Origin of the sequence: Dyadobacter crusticola DSM 16708 (genome assembly GCF_000701505.1) — a bacterium.
Lineage (GTDB): Bacteria > Bacteroidota > Bacteroidia > Cytophagales > Spirosomataceae > Dyadobacter > Dyadobacter crusticola.
The window spans coordinates 1-19,217 of record NZ_JNJB01000008.1 but is presented as its reverse complement, the minus strand read 5'-3'; the positions used below and the strand labels follow the sequence as shown (position 1 = coordinate 19,217).

At 45.2% G+C, this 19,217-nt stretch carries 22 protein-coding genes; 13 read left to right on the top strand and 9 right to left on the bottom strand.

The genetic code is table 11. The annotated features are described in order from the left end of the window. Nucleotides 1-10: 10 nt before the first annotated feature. Genes Q369_RS0112700 through pyk form a run of 6 tightly spaced genes read left to right on the top strand, consistent with a single transcriptional unit; the run spans nucleotide 11 to nucleotide 6,206 of the window. On the top strand, nucleotides 11-1,081 hold the full coding sequence (locus Q369_RS0112700; protein WP_084165741.1) for an aminodeoxychorismate synthase component I: 1,071 nt from the start codon (nucleotides 11-13) through the stop codon (nucleotides 1,079-1,081). Further along, on the top strand, nucleotides 1,068-1,661 hold the full coding sequence (locus tag Q369_RS0112695) for an aminotransferase class IV (protein WP_031528185.1): 594 nt from the start codon (nucleotides 1,068-1,070) through the stop codon (nucleotides 1,659-1,661). The genes Q369_RS0112700 and Q369_RS0112695 overlap by 14 nt, the downstream gene beginning before the upstream one ends. Nucleotides 1,662-1,700: 39 nt before the next feature. After that, nucleotides 1,701-1,931: a hypothetical protein gene (locus tag Q369_RS0112690; protein WP_031528184.1), complete on the top strand. Its 231-nt coding sequence runs from the start codon at nucleotides 1,701-1,703 to the stop codon at nucleotides 1,929-1,931. Beyond that, nucleotides 1,922-2,260 (top strand): type II toxin-antitoxin system RelE/ParE family toxin, encoded by a 339-nt coding sequence (locus tag Q369_RS0112685; RefSeq protein WP_031528183.1) that lies wholly within the window; start codon nucleotides 1,922-1,924, stop codon nucleotides 2,258-2,260. The genes Q369_RS0112690 and Q369_RS0112685 overlap by 10 nt, the downstream gene beginning before the upstream one ends. Then, a complete protein-coding gene (gene priA / locus Q369_RS0112680) occupies nucleotides 2,244-4,739 on the top strand; it encodes a replication restart helicase PriA (RefSeq protein WP_031528182.1) in 2,496 nt (831 codons plus the stop codon). The genes Q369_RS0112685 and priA overlap by 17 nt, the downstream gene beginning before the upstream one ends. 27 nt (nucleotides 4,740-4,766) lie before the next feature. Next, complete coding sequence (gene pyk / locus Q369_RS0112675; RefSeq protein WP_031528181.1) at nucleotides 4,767-6,206, top strand: pyruvate kinase; 1,440 nt, start codon at nucleotides 4,767-4,769, stop codon at nucleotides 6,204-6,206. 59 nt (nucleotides 6,207-6,265) lie between these two features. Here pyk and Q369_RS0112670 read toward each other — a convergent pair whose 3' ends face one another. From Q369_RS0112670 to Q369_RS0112660, 3 genes are read right to left on the bottom strand one after another with little or no spacing between them, the layout of a single operon-like run. Continuing rightward, nucleotides 6,266-6,808 carry a hypothetical protein gene (locus Q369_RS0112670; RefSeq protein ID WP_031528180.1) on the bottom strand — a complete coding sequence of 181 codons (543 nt, stop codon included), beginning with the start codon at nucleotides 6,806-6,808 and terminating at the stop codon, nucleotides 6,266-6,268. 12 nt (nucleotides 6,809-6,820) lie between these two features. Continuing rightward, nucleotides 6,821-7,462, bottom strand: a complete 642-nt coding sequence (gene pdeM / locus Q369_RS0112665) for a ligase-associated DNA damage response endonuclease PdeM (RefSeq protein ID WP_035333423.1) — start codon at nucleotides 7,460-7,462, stop codon at nucleotides 6,821-6,823. Further along, on the bottom strand, nucleotides 7,452-9,956 hold the full coding sequence (locus tag Q369_RS0112660) for a ligase-associated DNA damage response DEXH box helicase (protein ID WP_031528178.1): 2,505 nt from the start codon (nucleotides 9,954-9,956) through the stop codon (nucleotides 7,452-7,454). The genes pdeM and Q369_RS0112660 overlap by 11 nt, the downstream gene beginning before the upstream one ends. 92 nt (nucleotides 9,957-10,048) lie before the next feature. On the opposite strand from Q369_RS0112660, the gene Q369_RS0112655 reads away from it, so the two are divergent. Both Q369_RS0112655 and Q369_RS0112650 read left to right on the top strand, forming a co-directional pair. Then, a complete protein-coding gene (locus Q369_RS0112655) occupies nucleotides 10,049-10,261 on the top strand; it encodes a DUF2281 domain-containing protein (RefSeq protein ID WP_031528177.1) in 213 nt (70 codons plus the stop codon). Then, nucleotides 10,262-10,456 carry a type II toxin-antitoxin system VapC family toxin gene (locus tag Q369_RS0112650; RefSeq protein WP_035333421.1) on the top strand — a complete coding sequence of 65 codons (195 nt, stop codon included), beginning with the start codon at nucleotides 10,262-10,264 and terminating at the stop codon, nucleotides 10,454-10,456. On the opposite strand, the gene Q369_RS0112645 is transcribed toward Q369_RS0112650, so the two are convergent. Continuing rightward, nucleotides 10,439-12,037: an ATP-dependent DNA ligase gene (locus Q369_RS0112645; protein WP_031528175.1), complete on the bottom strand. Its 1,599-nt coding sequence runs from the start codon at nucleotides 12,035-12,037 to the stop codon at nucleotides 10,439-10,441. The genes Q369_RS0112650 and Q369_RS0112645 overlap by 18 nt on opposite strands. Beyond that, nucleotides 12,034-13,143, bottom strand: a complete 1,110-nt coding sequence (locus Q369_RS0112640) for a ligase-associated DNA damage response exonuclease (protein ID WP_031528174.1) — start codon at nucleotides 13,141-13,143, stop codon at nucleotides 12,034-12,036. Before Q369_RS0112640 ends, Q369_RS0112645 begins: the two co-directional genes overlap by 4 nt. A 136-nt stretch (nucleotides 13,144-13,279) precedes the next feature. Here Q369_RS0112640 and Q369_RS0112635 point away from each other — a divergent pair, with 136 nt between their 5' ends. Then, complete coding sequence (locus Q369_RS0112635; RefSeq protein WP_084165740.1) at nucleotides 13,280-13,885, top strand: Uma2 family endonuclease; 606 nt, start codon at nucleotides 13,280-13,282, stop codon at nucleotides 13,883-13,885. A gap of 74 nt (nucleotides 13,886-13,959) precedes the next feature. Next, the gene (locus Q369_RS0112630) at nucleotides 13,960-14,358 is read left to right on the top strand and encodes a DUF5618 family protein (RefSeq protein WP_031528172.1); all 399 of its coding nucleotides are present in this window, start codon (nucleotides 13,960-13,962) and stop codon (nucleotides 14,356-14,358) included. A gap of 59 nt (nucleotides 14,359-14,417) precedes the next feature. Here Q369_RS0112630 and Q369_RS0112625 read toward each other — a convergent pair whose 3' ends face one another. The 3 genes from Q369_RS0112625 to Q369_RS0112615 form a co-directional block, all read right to left on the bottom strand. Next, nucleotides 14,418-14,645, bottom strand: coding sequence for a hypothetical protein (locus Q369_RS0112625; protein WP_051664053.1), 228 nt, complete (start codon nucleotides 14,643-14,645; stop codon nucleotides 14,418-14,420). A 73-nt stretch (nucleotides 14,646-14,718) separates the two neighbouring features. Then, the gene (locus Q369_RS0112620) at nucleotides 14,719-14,928 is read right to left on the bottom strand and encodes a hypothetical protein (protein ID WP_031528170.1); all 210 of its coding nucleotides are present in this window, start codon (nucleotides 14,926-14,928) and stop codon (nucleotides 14,719-14,721) included. Nucleotides 14,929-15,002: 74 nt separating this feature from the next. Further along, nucleotides 15,003-16,757, bottom strand: a complete 1,755-nt coding sequence (locus Q369_RS0112615) for a discoidin domain-containing protein (protein ID WP_031528169.1) — start codon at nucleotides 16,755-16,757, stop codon at nucleotides 15,003-15,005. Between the two features lie 160 nt (nucleotides 16,758-16,917). On the opposite strand from Q369_RS0112615, the gene tyrS reads away from it, so the two are divergent. The 3 genes from tyrS to Q369_RS0112600 are packed head-to-tail and all read left to right on the top strand — an operon-like array spanning nucleotide 16,918 to nucleotide 18,862. After that, nucleotides 16,918-18,213: a tyrosine--tRNA ligase gene (gene tyrS / locus Q369_RS0112610; RefSeq protein WP_031528168.1), complete on the top strand. Its 1,296-nt coding sequence runs from the start codon at nucleotides 16,918-16,920 to the stop codon at nucleotides 18,211-18,213. Nucleotides 18,214-18,255: 42 nt separating this feature from the next. After that, entirely contained in the window at nucleotides 18,256-18,471 is a 216-nt protein-coding gene (locus Q369_RS0112605) for a hypothetical protein (RefSeq protein WP_031528167.1), read from the top strand. Next, complete coding sequence (locus Q369_RS0112600) at nucleotides 18,419-18,862, top strand: DUF6036 family nucleotidyltransferase (RefSeq protein ID WP_031528166.1); 444 nt, start codon at nucleotides 18,419-18,421, stop codon at nucleotides 18,860-18,862. The genes Q369_RS0112605 and Q369_RS0112600 overlap by 53 nt, the downstream gene beginning before the upstream one ends. Before the next feature lie 148 nt (nucleotides 18,863-19,010). Here the strand turns inward: Q369_RS0112600 and Q369_RS27685 are convergent. Continuing rightward, the coding region (locus tag Q369_RS27685) for a transposase (protein WP_035333420.1) at nucleotides 19,011-19,217 on the bottom strand (207 nt) is incomplete at its 5' end.

The window sequence follows — 19,217 nt, the reverse complement described above, 5'->3', positions numbered from 1 at the left end:
AACCAGCTAAATGGTAGATTGGTTTCTGAACTTTGTAAATTCGCTTGCAGTTAAATCTGCATATATTCCTTTCAAATTGGCAGACAGCATCGAAAATTTTATTGGTAAGCTTAATGCGTGGGGCAAAGCCGGAATTCCTTTTGTATTCCTGGTGGATTACAAAATGAAAAAACCACTGGCCTGGAAGCAGGAGGATATCAATGCGTCAGAAGTGCGGTTTAATCTGAATGGATTTTCCAATCAGGCAGCGCCAAAAATCGCTGACTCTTCGCCGGAGTTTTACTTCCGGAAGTATCCGATCGCCTTTGAAGCTTACGAGCCGAAGTTTGAGCACGTGATACGGAACATTCGTGCCGGCAATTCATTTTTACTGAATCTTTCAGTTGAAACCCCGGTTGATACCAACCTTAGCTTGCTGGACATCTTTGAGAATAGTCAGGCGCCTTACCGGTTTTGGCTGAAAGACCAGTTTGTCTGCTTTTCGCCCGAAATTTTTGTGAAAATCTCAGGAAACAGGATTTCGTCATTTCCTATGAAAGGTACCATCGACGCGTCAGTGGAGAATGCGGCACAGGTGATTTTATCTGATTATAAAGAGGCAGCTGAACACGCGACGATCGTGGATCTGATCAGGAATGACCTGAGTATGGTTGCCGAAAAGGTTTGGGTGGAACGTTACCGCTACATTGAAAAGGTTCAAGCTTATGATAGCGCATTGCTGCAGGTAAGCTCGGAGGTCGCAGGGATTTTACCCGATGATTTTAATGGAAATTACGGAGACTTACTTTTGAAATTGCTACCCGCCGGCTCCGTGACCGGGGCGCCTAAACCAAGTACTTTGCAGATCATCGAAGAGGCGGAAGGTTACGACCGAGGCTATTACACAGGAGTAATGGGCTATTTTGACGGCAAGAATTTTGAGAGCGCGGTGATGATCCGTTTTATAGAGGAGCAGAATGGAAAGTTTGTATTTAAAAGCGGCGGCGGGATTACCGCGTTAAGCAATGCAAAAAGTGAGTACCAGGAATTGGTAGACAAAGTGTACCTTCCATTTAAATCTGTGCCACATGTTGTGTATTGAAACGATCTGTGTTGAAAACAGGAAGCTCAAAAATCTGAGCTACCACGAAGCCCGGCTGAACAAAACCCGCAAGGAACTTTGGGGATATACCGATCAATGGAACCTAGCCGAGCTTCTTGAAATACCGGAAACTGTAAGTGACGAAATGTACAAATGCAGGGTGGCTTACTCGAAAGAAATTGATAATATCAAATGGGAGCCGCATATGCTGCGCACGGTCAAAAGGATCAGGCGCGTTTATAGCGACACAGTTGATTACAGCTATAAATATGACAAACGCGAGGAGCTGAATAGCCTTTTTGCGCAACGGGAAGATGCCGATGAAATCCTGATCATCAAAAATGGCTGGGTAACGGACGCATTTTATTACAATGTGGCATTTGGTGACGGAGAAAATTGGTTTACACCTACCACATACTTGTTACCAGGCACGCAACGCGCTTTTTTGCTCGATAAGGGAGTTATTCAGGAACGTGAAATTTCGGAAACTGACATTTTCAGCTACAATACGATCAAGCTTTTCAATGCAATGATCAGTTGGGAAAAGGCCCCGGAGATTGATACGCAGCTGATTGATTAGGGCATTTCTTTCTTGATCACAAAATTGTAAATTTGAATTATGGACATACAAACTGATAAAATCGAATTGGCGAAAAGACTTCTGGATACAGAAGATGAAAACGTAATTGACGCTGTCAAATCCATATTTCGACAGTTTGATCATGAAAATGAATGGTCTGATCTTCCCGAAAAAGTTATTCAGGATGTAGAAGAGTCGCTGAGGCAGATTGAAAGAGGAGAGGGGGTTTCACACGAGAAAGCGCGTGAGACGTTTGCAAAATGGCTTTAAAAATCATTTGGTCTGCACGAGCCCTTGATAACTTCCAAAACGTAATAGCATATCTTGAAGAAGACAGGGGCGAACAGGTGATCAGGACATTTGTTAAAAGAACAGAAAAGATTATCAACATAGCCGCGCAACATCCCGAGATCTTTCGAATAGTTTCCGAAAAGAGGCAAATTCGGGAAGCTGTAATTACAAAACACAATCTTCTGATTTACAAAGCTACAGATACGCATATTCAGCTGCTGGCAATATTTGATACGCGGCAGCATCCCAGAAGAAGCGGATTTATTAGCCTCCATTTTTCCTTTGCAAAGTATGACCTCCTTTTTTGAGGAAGAAACCACCCTTTTTACTGATTTGATTTTGCCGGTGCCGGTACCTGCTCTTTTTACATACCGGGTACCTCGGGAACTGGCGGGGTTGGTCAAAGTAGGGGCGAGGGTGATTGTCCAGTTTGGAAAAAAGAGGGTCATCACCGCAGTAATCGCCCATATACACAGTACACCTCCTGCCAAATACCAGGCCAAATACATTCTCGAACTGCTCGATGAGCAGCCAATTATTACCAATCACCAGCTTGAACTGTTCAAATGGGTGGCGGAATATTACCTGTGCAACATCGGTGAGGTACTTAATGTGGCTTTGCCGGCCGGGTTGAAAATCACGAGTCAGTCGCGCATTCAGCTTAATCCTGAATTTGACTACGAAGATTTGCTTACAGAGCAGGAATTGTTGGTTGTTGAAGAAATAAAAAAACATCAGACACTATCATACGAGGAAGTAGAGCGGCTTTTGCAGAAGTCAAATATTACTGCCATTATTAAATCGCTCGTCGGCAAGCGCGCCGTGATCCTTTACGAAGAAGTAAAAGAGCGCTACAAGCCGAAAGTTGTGAAGAAGATCAGGCTGACGAATGCGTATCTGAGCAATGAGGCACTTTCAGGGCTCGCGGCTTCGCTGGAAAAAAGCCCGAAGCAGCAGGAGATTTTACTCCGATACCTTAGCCACATTCCCGTTTATAACAATCCTGACCTGAACCAGAAAGGGCTGGACAAATCCGTTTTCGGCGGCGATGAAAGTATTTCGGTCTCTTCTCTGAACACATTGATTAAGCGAGGCATCTTTGAACAATTTGAAATTTTCATCTCACGGTTTGGCGATATTCCGGCTGGTAATACAGTCAACATTTCCCTGACGGAAACCCAGAAAGTAGCCGCCGAGCAGATTCAGGAGCATTTCAAGACCAAAGAGGTAGTGCTGCTCCACGGCATTACGGGGAGTGGAAAAACAGAAGTGTACATTGACCTGATCCGCCAGGTGCTGGAAGGTGGCTCGCAGGTACTGTTCCTTTTACCCGAAATTGCATTGACCACGCAGATTGTAGTCAGGCTGCGGAAGGTTTTTGGCGATGTAATGGGCATTTACCACTCCAAATTTTCTGACAATGAGCGCGTGGAAGTCTGGAAAGGTATTCTGGATGGAAAATTCCAGTTTGTGGTCGGCGTGCGCTCGGCGATATTTCTCCCATTTGATAATCTCGGATTAATTATCGTGGATGAAGAGCATGAATCATCCTACAAGCAACACGATCCTGCGCCGCGTTACAATGCACGGGATGTAGCCGTGATTATGTCTTATATGCACAAAGGCAAAACGCTGCTAGGTTCCGCAACGCCCTCGTTAGAAAGCTATTATCATGCCAAAAGCGGCCGGTACGGGTTAGTGGAAATGAAGCAGCGGTTTGGAAATGCAGCTTTGCCGACCTTTGAGCTGATCGATATCAAGAAGGAAAAGAAGATGAAAAAGATGAAAAACGAGTTTTCATCTGTCCTGATCGATCAGCTGCAACATAATTTGAATCACAAGGAACAAACCATCCTTTTTCAAAACCGGCGCGGGTACTCGCCTTATATGCAATGCGAGGAATGCAACTGGATCTCTGAATGTGCGAATTGTGATGTAAGTCTGACTTACCACATGAAAGCCAAGGAGTTGCGATGCCATTATTGCGGGCACAAAGAAGAAGTACCCCGAACTTGTCCCAACTGCGGCTCAACGAAGGTGAAAACAATGGGTTATGGTACCGAAAAGATTGAGGAGGAAATTAACCTGATGTTCCCCGAAGCGCGCGTGCAGCGAATGGACCTGGATACTACCCGCGCGAAGAATGCATACCAGCAGATTATACAGGAATTTGAAGAAGGCGGGATTGATATCCTGGTCGGAACTCAGATGGTGAGCAAGGGGCTTGACTTCGATAATGTAAGTGTAGTTGGCATTTTCGATGCCGATCGCATTATCCATTTTCCAGAATTCCGCGCTTCCGAACGTGCATTTCAAATGTTGACGCAAGTGAGCGGCCGCGCCGGCAGGCGGGCAGATAAGCCAGGTAAAGTGCTGATCCAGACTGCAAATCCCAGTCAGAAGCTGTTGGACCGGATCGTTCAAAATGATTATATCGGGATGTACGAGTCGGAGATCATTGAGCGTGAAAAATACAACTATCCGCCATTTACGAGGCTTATCAAGGTTACTGTGAAGCACATGGATGAAGCGGCCGCCCACAAGGCAGCGCAGGTATTGGCTGCAAAGCTCGCCGAAAATCTGGGATTAAGCCGGGTTTTAGGACCTCAGCCGCCGCTCGTTGAAAGAGTAAGAAATCTGTTTTTGTTCGACATTCTCATTAAACTTGAACGAGAAAAGATTAATTTTAAGGCGGCAAAGTCATTTATACAGGAAAAGGTTATTGACATTTTGACCGACAAAACTTTGAAAAGCATCCAGGTCGTCATTGACGTGGACTGTTTATAAAAATCATTTCTTACTGCAAAATCCCCTATGTCTTCCAAAAAAACCAGAATTGTTGCAACAGTAGGTCCGGCCTCAGAAACAAAAGAAACATTATATGCACTCGCAAAAGCCGGAGTAAATGTATTTCGTCTTAATTTTTCTCACGGTACCCACGCCGACCACCTTGCAAGACTAAACACAATCCGGGAGATCAATGAAGAATATGGACTGAATCTGGCGGTATTGCAGGATTTGCAAGGGCCAAAAATTCGTATTGGTCTTGTTGCCGAAAAAGATGGAGTTCTGATCGAGCCGGGAAATAAGCTGATCCTATCCAATACCGAAGTATTAGGTACTGCCGAAAAGGTGAGCACGCCTTACGACGGAATGTATAATGATGTCAAAATCGGAGACCGGATTTTAATGGATGATGGAAAACTGGAAGTGCTTGTAACAGGTATTGACGGTTCAGACGTGGTTACTGAGGTGATCTACGGAGGTTATCTGAAGTCCAAAAAAGGGGTTAACCTGCCTAATACAAGAGTTTCAATGCCTTCGGTAACTACCAAGGATTACGAAGATCTTGACTTCGGTCTGGAACATGACGTGGAATGGGTCGCATTGTCTTTCGTACGTACCGCGGCTGAGATCCTGAAAGTAAAAGAATACATCGCCAACAAAGGCAAAACAGCCCGTTTGATCGCGAAAATTGAAAAGCCTGAGGCGATCGTTAATATCGACGAGATCATCGAAGCAACTGACGGAATCATGGTTGCCCGCGGTGACCTGGGGGTGGAGCTTCCTGCCGAAGAGGTTCCGATGATCCAGAAAATGATCGTCGATAAATGTAACAAAGCAGGTAAGCCTGTGATTGTAGCTACGCAAATGCTGGAAAGTATGATCGACAGTCCGCGTGCGACACGTGCCGAGCTGAACGACGTTGCGAACTCGGTTCTGGATGGTGCTGATGCTGTAATGCTAAGTGCTGAAACAGCTTCCGGTAAATATCCGATCCTGGCCGTTGAAAGCATGACACGCACTATTGAGCGCGTAGAAGCATCTACAAACAGCATTTATTTCAGACACCATGCATTTGTAAACGAAAGTCCGGGGGCTTACAAGCTGAACGACAACGTAGTAATGAGTGCCTGCCGCCTTGCCCGTGATACGCAAGCAAGCGCAATTATTGGTATCACGCGGTCAGGTTACACTTCTTTCCGCCTTTCACACCACCGTCCAAAAGCAAGCCTTATCATTTTTACTTCCAACAAAGTATTGATGAACCAGCTCGCATTGTATTGGGGGACCAAAGTATATTATTACGATCGCGACCAGGGAGTTTCCACAGACGATCTGATCGAGGATATCAAGACATTCCTCGTAGAAAAAGGTGAATTGCAAAAGGGAGATGTATTTATCAACACCCTGAGCATGCCGGTTTCAAGACAACGCAAGACGAATACAGTGAAGTTGAGCGTAGTAGAATAAAAATAAGTTGAACAAATAGTGGGAAAGAGGCTGTCTTTACTGGCAGTCTCTTTTTGTTTTCAGGCTTTTTCGAATGCGTCTACCGCAATGTAGTTGTCATCTCCGTCGTCGCTGATCTTGAAAATAATTTGTCCGGCGCGGCATTGTTCCTGAACCACTTGCAGATAATTTATCGAGGGCGGATTGTCAGTTGCCTGGTAATAAGGCAGTATTATTTTCAAGAAATCAACCTGCAAGAGATCCTGATCGGAGCAGATAAGGAAGCAATTACGGGTATTTAATATGTGGCTAATGTATTTGTTAAAGTTTTCAGGAGTCAGCAAGAGCAAATATCCCAACACAATTGCATCGCCGCTCTTCACTTCTGCGCTTACGTACTTTTCTCTGTCAAGATCCCTTTCGGAAAGATTTGCGTGCCTGTTTTTTACGAGGATTAGATAGCAATTTCCTGACTTTCCTTCAAAAATCAGTTGCCGCAAATACTCGGAACATTCCTGAAATAAAGCATTGTAGTTATCACGGGAATCTCCGCTCGCTTCAAAGCCATACCGTTTGCAGGTAATGCCTTTCGAAGGAATGTCAGGGTACACTTGTATTTGCATGATACCCGGATTTTAACAAACCGAAAAAACCTTTGTTTCCGTAGTGATATATATCTTCCGGTTGGAGGCCAGGTCCATTTGATACCCACCGGTAAAAACGCCGAAACTCGGAAGGATAGCCTGGTGGTTGTCGACTACAAAACAAGGCAGGCGAACACTCTGGCGGCCTTTCCCATAGGTTGTGAAAACGGGATGCACGTGTCCTGCAAATACGAATTTATCTTTAACAGCATCTGTTTTGGGGTGATGTGTAAAAACGAAATCACCTTCCTCATAATCGTTTAGATGCACTTCCAGGTCAGCCTCTAAAAACAAGCTTACAGGCAGGATATCGTGATTACCGATCACAATCAGCATTTCTATATAATGGTGCGACTGCCGCCAGTCGCGGAAAAGCTCCCATTCTGCATTGTATTGACTGTGAAAAAGATCGCCGAGGAAGATAATGCGCGTAGCGCCGGTGTTTTTTACAAGCTCATTCAGTCTCGCAAAGTTGTTGTCAATCGCATTAGGCGGCAGCGCAATCCCTTCTTTTCTGAAATGGGTGATTTTACCTAAATGCAGGTCCCCGATCAACAATGTCTGCGTCTCTTCCCAAAAAATGGCTTTTTGTGTTAATAACTGAAAATGTTCCCCTCTGATTTCAATCTGCATTACTATACTGTTTGATCATTTTCTGGACTCTGTCTTCCAGCTTCTCCGAAGTTAATTGTTCTCTTAATCGATCCACCATGATCGGAAAAGAAAATGGTGTGGGTTTGGGTGTTTCTTTGACAATGATCTTCTGTGTTGCGATCCGGTCAAGCGCCTGCCGCATCCGCACTTCTTCCAGCTGATAAGTCAAAACTTCCTGGTAGGCTTGCTTGATCAGCAGGTTATTGTCTTCGTATTTGCTCATCACTGTAAATAGCAACGAACTTGAAGCCTGCAATTGTCTTGTTTTGACATTTTTTCCAGGGTATCCCTGGAACATCAACCCGGAAATCGCTGCAATCTCCCTGAATTTTCGTTTGGCCATCTCGGTGGCATTTACGCTCTGGTAAATATCGTCGACGAGATGTTTGGTTGAGAAAAGATCATTTTCAGCTAAGAGCTTTTCAAAATCAACATACTGATCACTAAGCAACTCAAAACCATAGTCGTTCATTGCAACCGAAAAGGTAATCGGAGTGAGCTTGCTTATCCGGTAGGCGAGGATGATCGACATACCTTCATGCACGAGCCTGCCTTCGAATGGAAAAATAAAAACGTGGTGGCCTTCCCGCGTCTCGCATTGCTCGATCAGGAGCTCGTCTGTTTTTGGGATAATCGACCGCTCAGCCTGTAATTCCAGTAGCGGCTGCATTTTCGCCAGCTCTTTCTCCTTGAATGGATTTTCAATCGCATCCGCAAGTCGCTCCCGTATAAATGTTGATAACTGCGAAGAAAGGGGCATTCTGCCACCCGCCCAACGGGCCAGGAAACCTTTTTTACCCTCGGCCTTTTTCACGGTAACTGTCATTTCGTGGATCCTGATAAACTCGACGGTCATACCTGCAAACGTAAAGACATCGCCGGGTTTCATCCACGTCACGAAAGATTCTTCCACAGTACCCAGGTATTTGCCGCTTTGCAGTTTCACTTTAATACCTGTTTCAGAAACGATCGTTCCCATACTCAGCCGGTGGCGCAATGCTATGCGCCGGCTGGTAACCATATAGCGCCCATCGACACGCTCTACTTTTTTATATTCATCATAAACTGTAAGTGAGGAGCTGCCGGTGGTAATATATCCCAAAAGCCACTCCCATTCCTGGCGGTTCAGGTATTGGTAACCGTAGCTGTCGCGCACTTCTTCAAATAATTCCGCTTCGTCAAACCCTTCACCCACTGCCAGCGTCATCATCCATTGAGCCAATACATCAAATGCGTGAGCGACAGGCGGGCGGTCTTCGAGGATATTTTTGGCAACACCTTCACGCAACGAAACCGCCTCTATCAGCTCCAATGCATTCGTCGGACAGAAATAGATCTTGCTATCCACGCCCGGCCGGTGGCCGCTCCGTCCCGCCCGCTGGATAAACCGCGCGATACTTTTTGGGCTGCCAACTTGTATTACTGTATCCACCGGTCGAAAGTCGACACCCAAATCCAGACTGGCTGTACAGATCACCAATTTCAGTCTTTCATCGTGCAAAGCTTCTTCCACCCAATCGCGTATCTCCCGGTCCAGTGAAGCATGGTGCAATGCCATTATTCCTGCGAATTCCGGGTATTTGTCGATAATTGTCCGGTACCAGATCTCGGTACCTGATCTGGTGTTGGTGAAAAGCAGCGTAGTGCTGCTCTGGTTTACAATTTCAACCACCTGATCTACCAAACGCGTCCCCATATACCCCGACCACGGCAAAGTCTCAACGCGTTCAGGGATAATACTTTCTACGAGAATCTTCTTGTCCGTATTCGCTTTGATAATCACCGAATTTCCTTCCGGAAAACGCATTCCGAGCAGCACCTGCTTGGCTTCATTGAGATTACCGATTGTTGCCGAAATCCCCCAGGTTTGCAAGTTTGGGTTCATTTTCCTTAACCGGGCTAGCGCGAGTTCTGTTTGCGTACCGCGTTTGCTGCCCATCAATTCATGCCACTCGTCTACCACCACAGTATGGAGGTTTTTGAACAGCTCTGAATTGTTTTTTTGAGCAAATAAAATGTGCAGACTTTCCGGCGTAATAATCAAAGCATCAGGCATCTGCTTCTTCTGGTCGCTCCGATCTTTGGCATTGGTATCGCCTGTACGCATTCCAACGCGCCAGGTCAGGTTCATTTCAAGCGCAGCCAATTCCATATTCCGGAACAAATCTTTGGAAAGCGCACGCAATGGTGTAATCCAAAGTACCTGCAATCCCCGCTTTGTCTTTGCTTCCTTTGACTTACCTTTCGGTTCTTTCGGATTAGCTTTGGGCTCTTTGGCAGGCAGCGAATTGATGTGCCGGATAAGGATCGGTACCCAAAGTGAATAGGTCTTCCCGCTCCCGGTGGGCGCATTTACTAAGCCACTTTTTCCCTCCAAATAAGCAGCAGCCGCTTCCTTTTGAAAATCCGCCCATTTCCAGTTTTTGGACTTAAACCATTGCTCAGCGATAATATGTCCACGTGATTTGGTCAAGAGGTGCGGGTTGTTGTCAGTACTTATTGAATAATGTTTAAATTTAGCAAGCTAAATGAACGTTCTGTCTAATAAAATAAAACTATACCAATATGTGGACGACGATCGAAGGAGTTTTTGAAAATGGTCAGGTAACGTTAAGTGAGGAGCCGCCGGTGACGGATAGGGCAAAGGTTTCGATTACTTTCATTGAGGAAAAACATAGTTCCATTCGCAGAGATCGAGAGCTGGGCACTATGAAAGGCACAATCAGAATGTCAGATGATTTTGATGAACCGCTGGACGATTTAAAAGAATACATGTAAATGCGCTATTTGCTGGACACACACATTATTTTATGGGCATCGGGTGAAAAAGATAAGCTATCGCAGCCTGCGTATAAAATTATCTCCAATGGAGAATTAGCCTGCTCCGCAAGTATCACTTCATTTTTCGAAATGTCAATTAAAAAGAAAGTAGGCAAACTTGAACTGGGTGACCAGCTATTTATACATTTCTAAGATCCCTTTCAGGTTTTCCAAAGTATCTGCCTCCTCCGCCTTCTTATCTTTCCTCCATCTCAAAATCCTGGGAAACCGAACCGCAATGCCCGATTTATGCCTGGTAGATTCGTTGATTCCTTCAAAACCAATTTCAAAAACGAGCTCGGGTTTAACAGTACGTACCGGGCCGAACTTTTCAAGAACATTTCTTTTGATAAAATAATCAACCTGCCCGATTTCCTGGTCGGTTAATCCCGAGTAAGCTTTTGCAAAAGGTACCAGCTTCCCATCTTCACCCCAAACTGCAAAAGTGTAATCTGTAAATAATTCTGCGCGGCGGCCGGAGCCCTTTTGGGCGTATATTAAAACTGCATCGACACTCAGCGGATCTACCTTCCATTTCCACCAATCGCCTTTTTTGCGGCCTACCTGGTAGGTGCCCGCTTTTCGTTTGATCATAAAACCTTCCGCGTTTTGTTCTCGCGAACTCGAATGCAAATCACGCAGATCTTGCCAATCTTTGAAATCAATTAATGGTGAGAGGTAAAATACAGTTTGTCCGGGAACCTGGCTGTGCAATAATTCCAGCTCAGCGCGCCTTTGCTCCTGGGTCAAACCTCGAATATCCACGCCATTTGATTCCAGCATATCGTAGCCTAAAAATGCGATAGGTGCTTCTTCGAGCACTTTTTTAGAGAGGTTTTTTCGACCAATTCGCGTTTGCAGCACATTGAAAGGCATTGGTTTCCCTTCCTGATAGGTCACAATTTCACCGTCGAGCACGGTTCCATTTGGCAAAACATTCGCCAGGAAATGCAGCTCAGGAAATTTTTCAGTGGAAAGTTCTTCGCCGCGTGTCCAGATGAAAAGCTCGTTATTTCTGTGAATAATTTGAGACCTGATTCCGTCCCACTTCCATTCTGCAAACCAGTCTTTGGGATCACCTAAGTCTGAAACATCGCCCTCGATTTGATAAGCGAGATAGTAGGGATAAGGTCGTGACGCGTTGTCATTTTCACCTTTATCCAAAATTAACTTTTCAAAAGTCGTACTCTGTGGCTCCCACTGGCCCATTACACGGTGCGCAATTACATTGGTATCCGTTTCCGTTGCCTCGGCTAAGGCCCTTACAACCAAAGTTTGCGAGACACCGATGCGGAAACTGCCCATCAAAAGCTTGTTGAAAACGAAAGTTTCGTGTTGCGATAGCTGCGACCAGGCATTGACAATGTGCGCGTGTTTTTCTTCATCTGTCATACCCGGCAACTCGCCCAGGTATTCAAACCAGCCGGTCAGCGTTTTGTCCGAACCTGTACTTCCGGTTCTTGGCAAAAGCAATGAAATGGTTTCTCCTAAATCGCCTACGCTTTGATAACTTTCCTGAAAAAGCCACATCGGCACATTCGCCTCCTGTGCAGCCCATTCTTTCACCATCGTGCGATTGACCTTAAAAGACGGTCGGCGGCCAGTGAAAAGGGTCAGTGCCCAGAGCTTGTCTTCGTCAGAAGCTTCGAGGAAATATTGTTTGAGAAAATCGACTTTCGCGTTCGTCTTATTCGTGCGGTCGAGGTTCATGAAAAGATCTGCAAACTGTTTCATAGCTCTGTTTCGCTTGCATTGTTTGACACTTCTGCGTCCAGTTCCTGCTTGTGCTGCTCGTAGGATTCTTTTCCGGCTGTCGCATCCTGCACGGTTTCCTCCTCTTCACTTTCATCCTCATTGCCGTACATCGTATGCACCTCGGCTGCTTCAATCCCATTTTCATTGAGCCAGCGCGCGTAAATGCTGGTATATCCGTGCGTTACGTATACTTTTTCGGCTCCCGTTTCCGCAACAGCCGTATTTAAATCAGGCCAGTCCACGTGGTCGCTCAGCACAAATCCCTGGTCAACAGCCCGGCGGTTTTTCGCGCCTCGCAACGCCATCCAACCTGAGCAATAACCCAGCGAAAAAGGCGCGAATTTCTTGATCCACGTGCTGCTATCCACCGAAGGCGGCGCAACGATCAATGCGCCCTTGAAGAGTTTTCGGTCTGTTTCCTTGGTTACTAAAGTTAGTTCTGGCAGATCAAAACCTGCTTCCCGTAATCTTTCATTTACAGTATAAATAGCACCGTGTGCATATATGGGTCCATCCTGCAACTGGATATTTTTCAAGATCCGCTGCATTTTACCTAGAGAATAACCCATGATCACGCTGGCCTTTCCTTCCGCCCGGTTCTGCGCCCACCAGTTATCGATTTCGGTCATTACTTCATGCTGCGGCTGCCATTTGTAAATAGGTAACCCGAAGGTAGATTCCGTAATAAATACATTACACTTTACCGGCTCAAAAGGCGTACATACATTATCATTTTCCAGCTTGTAATCACCGCTCGCCACCCATACTTCCCCTTTATATTCCACCCGAACCTGCGCTGAACCGATGATATGCCCAGCCGGATGCAGCGAGAATTTAACACCATTGATCATGAATTTTTGCCCATATTCCATCGTTTGCAGGTCAATATCCTGCCCCAGACGAAGACGCAAAATCGGCTCACTATCCTTGTGTGCAAGGTAATGCCGGCTTCCCCAGCGCGCGTGATCGCTGTGCGCGTGCGTGATAATGGCGCGGTCGACGGGGATCCACGGATCGATATGCACATCGGCAACGGAGCAGTATATACTTTTGCCGGTAAATTGGAGTAAAGGTTGTGCTGGCATGACCTAGAAAACATGAAAATTATGCCAGCTAATCATGCAATTCGGCACCACATTTTTCACACCGCAGGATAATCGGATTTGAATCGTTAAATTGTGTTTGTGTAAATTGTTAAATCACTTAAAACACTTTACACACATGGGATTTGCACTAATGGCCGAGCCGAAACTTACCATAGCTGAATACCTCAAACTGGAAGAGGAAAGTGAAGTCCGTCATGAATATTATGACGGGAGATTATATGCTATGGCCGGCACGACGCTGAATCACAATCGGATCGTCGATAACGTCAGGACGCTTTTAAAAGGTATTTTCAAACCAAGAGGCTGTCAGACATTTGCTGAAAACGTGAAAGTGGAATGCATTCCAAATTTCACTTACTGTTATCCCGATGCGATAGTTACCTGCTCTGTCGAAGATTTCAAAAGCACTTACATTGTGCGTAATCCGAGCATTCTGGTGGAGGTCTTGTCGGACAGCTCTGCCAACTACGATCAGGTATTCAAGCTAAAACTCTACAAGCAAATCGCCTCGCTACAATATTATCTTCTGGTTGCGCAACACGAATGTTACGTGCAATTGTTCACCCGCTCCGACGAGGATGACATTTGGACTTACCAGACTTTTGCTGATCCAGCAGACGAGGTCCCATTTGACAACTTGGGATTTTCGCTGTCGGTCGCTGCAATTTATGAAGACATTACTTTTTTGCCGGAAGAAGCTGAGTCGATGCAAAAAGAGTAAATTAAAAAACTGTCGCAGATTGGCGTTACTTATCTATTCACTCCCGTCTAAAGAAGCGTAAACTAGATTATCTCATGTCAGCAAAAACACACGAACAAAGATCAGCAGCGCAGGAAGCGCAACGCTACTTGGAGAATGCACGCACAATTCTCAGCGAAAAAGCCGGCAAAAAAGACGGATTGTATGCCGATGTGAAGTATGTTAAAATGGCATCAGGCACAGCATACTCTGCGGCACTCCTTATTTTGGATGAATTCTTGAAGCAAAAAGAAGGCATCCATTTCAAGAAACCAACCAGCATTGAAGATTATATTGCCAGGATAAGGAAATACGATAAAAAGCTGTTGAGACTACTTGCGAATGTTTATGACGAATTGCATTTGGCTGGTTACTATCACGGCACTAAATCCGTTGATACAATCCAGCTAGGTCTTAGCAATGTTACTAAGATGTTGAGTTACATCGCAGCTTAGGCTTCATTTCAAATAGATCAAAAAGCCGCGTATCTCTATTGCGCGGCTTTTTCTGTGCCCTAACTTCCAAGCTTCGTCAGCATGGTAGCGACTCTCAACTGGTTCACAATATGTACGCGCATTTCAGGAGTAATATTTTCCAGGTTCGTACTGAATAGAAAACTTTCAACCATGTAATGCATTGATTCCACTATTTCGCTCACGTGGTCGGTTGCAAAAAACTCATCAATGATTTCATTCTTCTTGATCAAGGCTTGGTTTGCCAATTCGGTTTTAAGTGTGTTCATAGTTTTTGAAAGTGTTTAAGTGAAAAATTTTATGTAGAATACTCTACAAATATAGATCAAATAAAAAGCCGGTTTACGGCTCGTAAGTAATAATTGTCTCGATCTTGAATCGACCGAATTCAATTAATATTTCCTTCATTCTCTTTTCTGAAACGCCGCCTCCATGCGTATAATCTCGCCAGGCAGAAACAGGTTTTCCCTTTTTAACATCTGCTGGTAAGGTCGGGTAAATGTTTTTTAGCCACCAATCAAATGCTTCCGGGATTGAAGAAAATTTCTTCATTCAAAGTTATGTTTTTGTGGTTTACTCTACAAGAGTTTTTAAAATAATTTTTGTGAAAGTAACGAAAGATACCTTTACTTAATCCCAACCACTTCACTCACCTCCGAAACCCCATTCTCATTAAAAGCTTCAATCCGGAAATGATATGGAACACCAACATTCAATGCGCGCAATTCAAACGCATTCGGCTCGTCGTGCCAGAACTGGTAAGTCTGGTAAAGCTTGTCCGGCGCAATGCCCCAAAGTACATTATACCCGATTGCGCCCGGCACTTTTTCCCATTTCAGATCCACATTCCTTGCGTCTTTCTGGCGGACAGCGGTAAAGCTTTTTGGAGTTGCAGGCGCTTTACCTGAGCCATTTCCAAAAACCCGAAATTCACTGACCGCCAGAATGGGTGAGGCTACATAAATGTGCTCGTAGCGTACATATCTTGCTTTCGTAGGTTTTGTCAGCTCAATGTAAGCCACTGGTCGGTCGCGCTTCGGTTCGTTGGAAATATCGGCGGCTGGCTCCCATTTTTTTCCGTCTTTTGAGGTAAGGATTTTAAATTGTGTGTAAACTTTTTCAGGGTTGTTGTCAAAAATGTCGGATTTGTAGTCCGTGTAATTGACCTGCACAGCTTTTACTTCATGCTCTTTTTCCAAATCAACGGTCAAAGTTTCGCCTGGCTTGTTCTGTTTTGCTGCCCAGAATGTGCGTGGGTTTTCGTCGGAGATTTTGGCGGCGGCCATCGAGTCGAGCGTAGATGAGGCAGTTACAGGCTTTTTATAGGACAAAAGCATCCAGCCCGTAAACTGTTCGTCGCCTTTGCCGGTCCAGGTTTTGGTCGTCATTTTGTGCGGGAAATCGCCGAATCTCGTGTTGGCGAACATTTGTCCGTCTTTGTCAAAGCCGGCCGGGTACATGACAATCCGCCGCTCCATTCCCCAGTTCAGCCCGATCCAGGTTGTGCCCGTATTCCAATAATTTCCATAATTATCCTGAAATGTATTCCCGTGACCAGCGCCCGTTGCGAAGCCGCCAGGCTTGTAGGAAACGGGGTTGTAAGGCGCGTAAGTAAATGGACCGAGCGGGTCGTCGCCTACGTAAGTACCATTTGCATACACATTGTATTCCGTGCCCGGCGCGCCGTATTGCAGGTAGTATTTACCCTTGTGCTTTGTCATCCACGCACCTTCGGTGAATGGTTTGAATGGATCCGAATGGTTGGGGCCGAAACGCTCCCAGCCATGTTCATATTGATTTAACCAAAACATTGCTTTGTAATCGCCTTTGAATGCCAGCCTTTTGGCATAATCCAGCTCCGAACCGAAAATCGGGTACACATTCGACGAGCCCCAGTACATATACCATTTGTCGGTGTCCGGATCATGAAAAAGCGCCGGGTCCCAGGGGCCGATATCTTTCGGCAGCCGCGGCGTCCAGCGGTTGTAAAACTCCCAAATGCCTTTTTCCGGCGCCACGGAATACAAAATCGGTCGCGACTCGAATGTTGATTGAAACAAAAACAAAGTATCCCGCACTGAAACAGCGGCAGGCGCGCACATATCTTCAAAAGGCCAACGGTTGGCTGTCAGGTACTTCCAGTTCAGCATATTTTTCGAATGCCAGTACCCGCCTGAAATTGTGACAAATAGGAAATATTCACCTTTGTGGTTGATAATCACCGGATCTGCACCAGAGCGGTAACTGATATTTTTGTTGAGCTGCTCGAAGTTGTATTTGTAATCGATGTCCATCGGATTACAATAGGTGGTTTGTGCAAATCCCTGGAATGTAAATGCAAAAAGTAGCAAGAGCACTGATAGTGTGAGTTTTAAATACATCGATATAAAATATTAATGGTGCAGAAAATTCTTTTCTGAATACTAATTTAAGTAAAAATGAGCCTCGTATGGTCAAAACCTTGCCGCTGACCAATTTTTCAAGACGATAACTTTTACCTTTGCGGTTCGATCCGAAAAAGTTTTTAATCTCACAATGGAAATAGATTTTATAGAGGAACTGCGCTGGCGCGGAATGCTGCACGACGTGATGCCGGGCACACAGGAACAACTGAAAAAGGAAATGACTTCCGGCTACATTGGTTTCGATCCCACGGCTTCCTCTCTCCATATCGGTAATTTGGCCACGATTATGTTGCTCGTGCATTTCCAACGCGCTGGCCACAAGCCTTTTGCATTGGTGGGTGGTGCCACGGGAATGATCGGTGATCCTTCATTCAAAGCTGCCGAGCGTTCGTTTCTGGATGAAGATACTTTGCGTTTCAACCAGGAAGGTATAAAAAAACAGTTGGAGCAATTCCTCGATTTCGACTGCGGTGAGAACTCGGCTGAAATGGTCAATAATTATGATTGGTTTAAAGAAATCGGCTTTTTACAGTTCTTGCGTGAAGCAGGTAAGTTTCTGAGTATCAATTATATGATGTCCAAAGATTCTGTAAAAAAGCGTCTGGAAACCGGGATATCTTTCACAGAGTTTTCGTACCAGCTTTTACAGGGTTACGATTTTTACCATTTATACAAAAACAAAAACGTGCGCCTGCAAATGGGCGGCTCTGATCAGTGGGGCAATATCACGACCGGCACTGAGATCATCCGCAGAAAAGAAGGTGACGAAGAAGGTTACTTCAAAGCCTACGCACTCACAACGCCACTTTTGACAAAGTCCGACGGTTCGAAATTCGGAAAAAGTGAGGGCGGGAATATCTGGTTGGATCCTGAAAAAACGTCTCCTTACGAATTCTACCAGTTTTGGCTAAACCAGGCTGACGAAGATTTGCCGAGGTACCTGCGCGTTTTTTCATTAAAAGGTCGCGAAGAAATCGAAGCGCTGGAAACAAGCCACGCCGCCGAGCCGCATTTGCGCATCATGCAAAAAGCACTCGCCGCCGAGCTGACAATCCGCATTCATTCCGAAAAGGCGTATCAGACTGTGATCAAAGCTTCGGAAGTACTGTTCGGGAAAGCCACGCTGGAAACTTTGCAATGCATTGAAGTCGATGAGTTTGACACGATTTTCAACGGTGTACCGCAAACCGAAATTACCCGAGAAGAATGGAATGGAACAGCTAATATCCTGGACCTGATTTCGACAGTTACCAAAGCCGAAATCTACCCTTCAAAAGGCGAAGCCAGGAGAGCAATTCAGCAGAATGCAGTGAGTGTGAATAAGGTGAAAGTTACTTCCGAAGCGCAGACTTTGAGTGAATTTTCATTGTTGCAGGACAGATTTTTGCTGATTTCGAAGGGGAAGAAGAATCATTTGGTGAGGGTTGTTTAGGGATTGATTTGTCATCTTGAGAGAGATTAAGCTTCGCGAACTATGGACAAGATTATCAAAACATCAAAAATTGAAGATCTTCCAGGTTATGACAAAGAATATTGGTGGTCTAAAACGCCGGAGGAACGTTTGGAAGCTGCTTTGAAGCTAATGCGCTCAGCAAAGGAAATATATTACGCGAATCCGAAAAACAAGCCGCTGGGCTATGGAACCAGAATACTTAAATCTGATCAGCCTATTAAACGAGGAAAAGGTTGAATATGTCATTTTGGGCGGACATGCGGTAATCGCTCACGGATTTATTCGCACGACAGGAGATATTGACATTTTTGTTAATTCGACATTGGATAATGCCAAGCGTTTGGTGAAAGCGTTATTCCGATATGGCTATACAAATGACGAATTTGAAGAGTCTGATTTTACCAAGGTGCCTAATTATTTGGCGTTTAGCAAGTATGATCATTATATTGATATTATGACCATGACGGTTGGAGTAACATTTGAAGAATGCTACTCCAACCGAGAAATTCTCCAAGTACGCGGTGTTCCTGTCAATTTCATTGGGCTTCGGGAGCTTCTTGAAAACAAAAAAACGCTAGGCAGGCCGCAAGATCTTCGTGATATTGAGAATTTGCAAGGAGAAGAATAAGACGAAGGAACGTTTGAAGAGGGTGTCTCAGTTTTAGCCGAGGCACCCTCGTCCATTTGCTTTAAACTGAGTGGAAATTGAAACGCGATATCGATCCATTCAAAGCTAATCGGCTGTTTTCGGCTTAAAAAGCAAGAAACGGGCGCTCCTAAGCTGCTCTTTTCCTTAGATTCTGGGCTAATGCGATCAGTCCCCATTCGATTTCGACCTTTTGCTTGCCGCGGAGCATAAACCGGCGGAAGCCGTGGTTATTTTTGATGTTGCCAAAGACCGGTTCGACATCAAAGCACCGTTTCTTTCTTTTAGCAATTCCTTCTTCACTTTTTAGTAGCTCGTTGGCTTGCTGCTTTTGTCT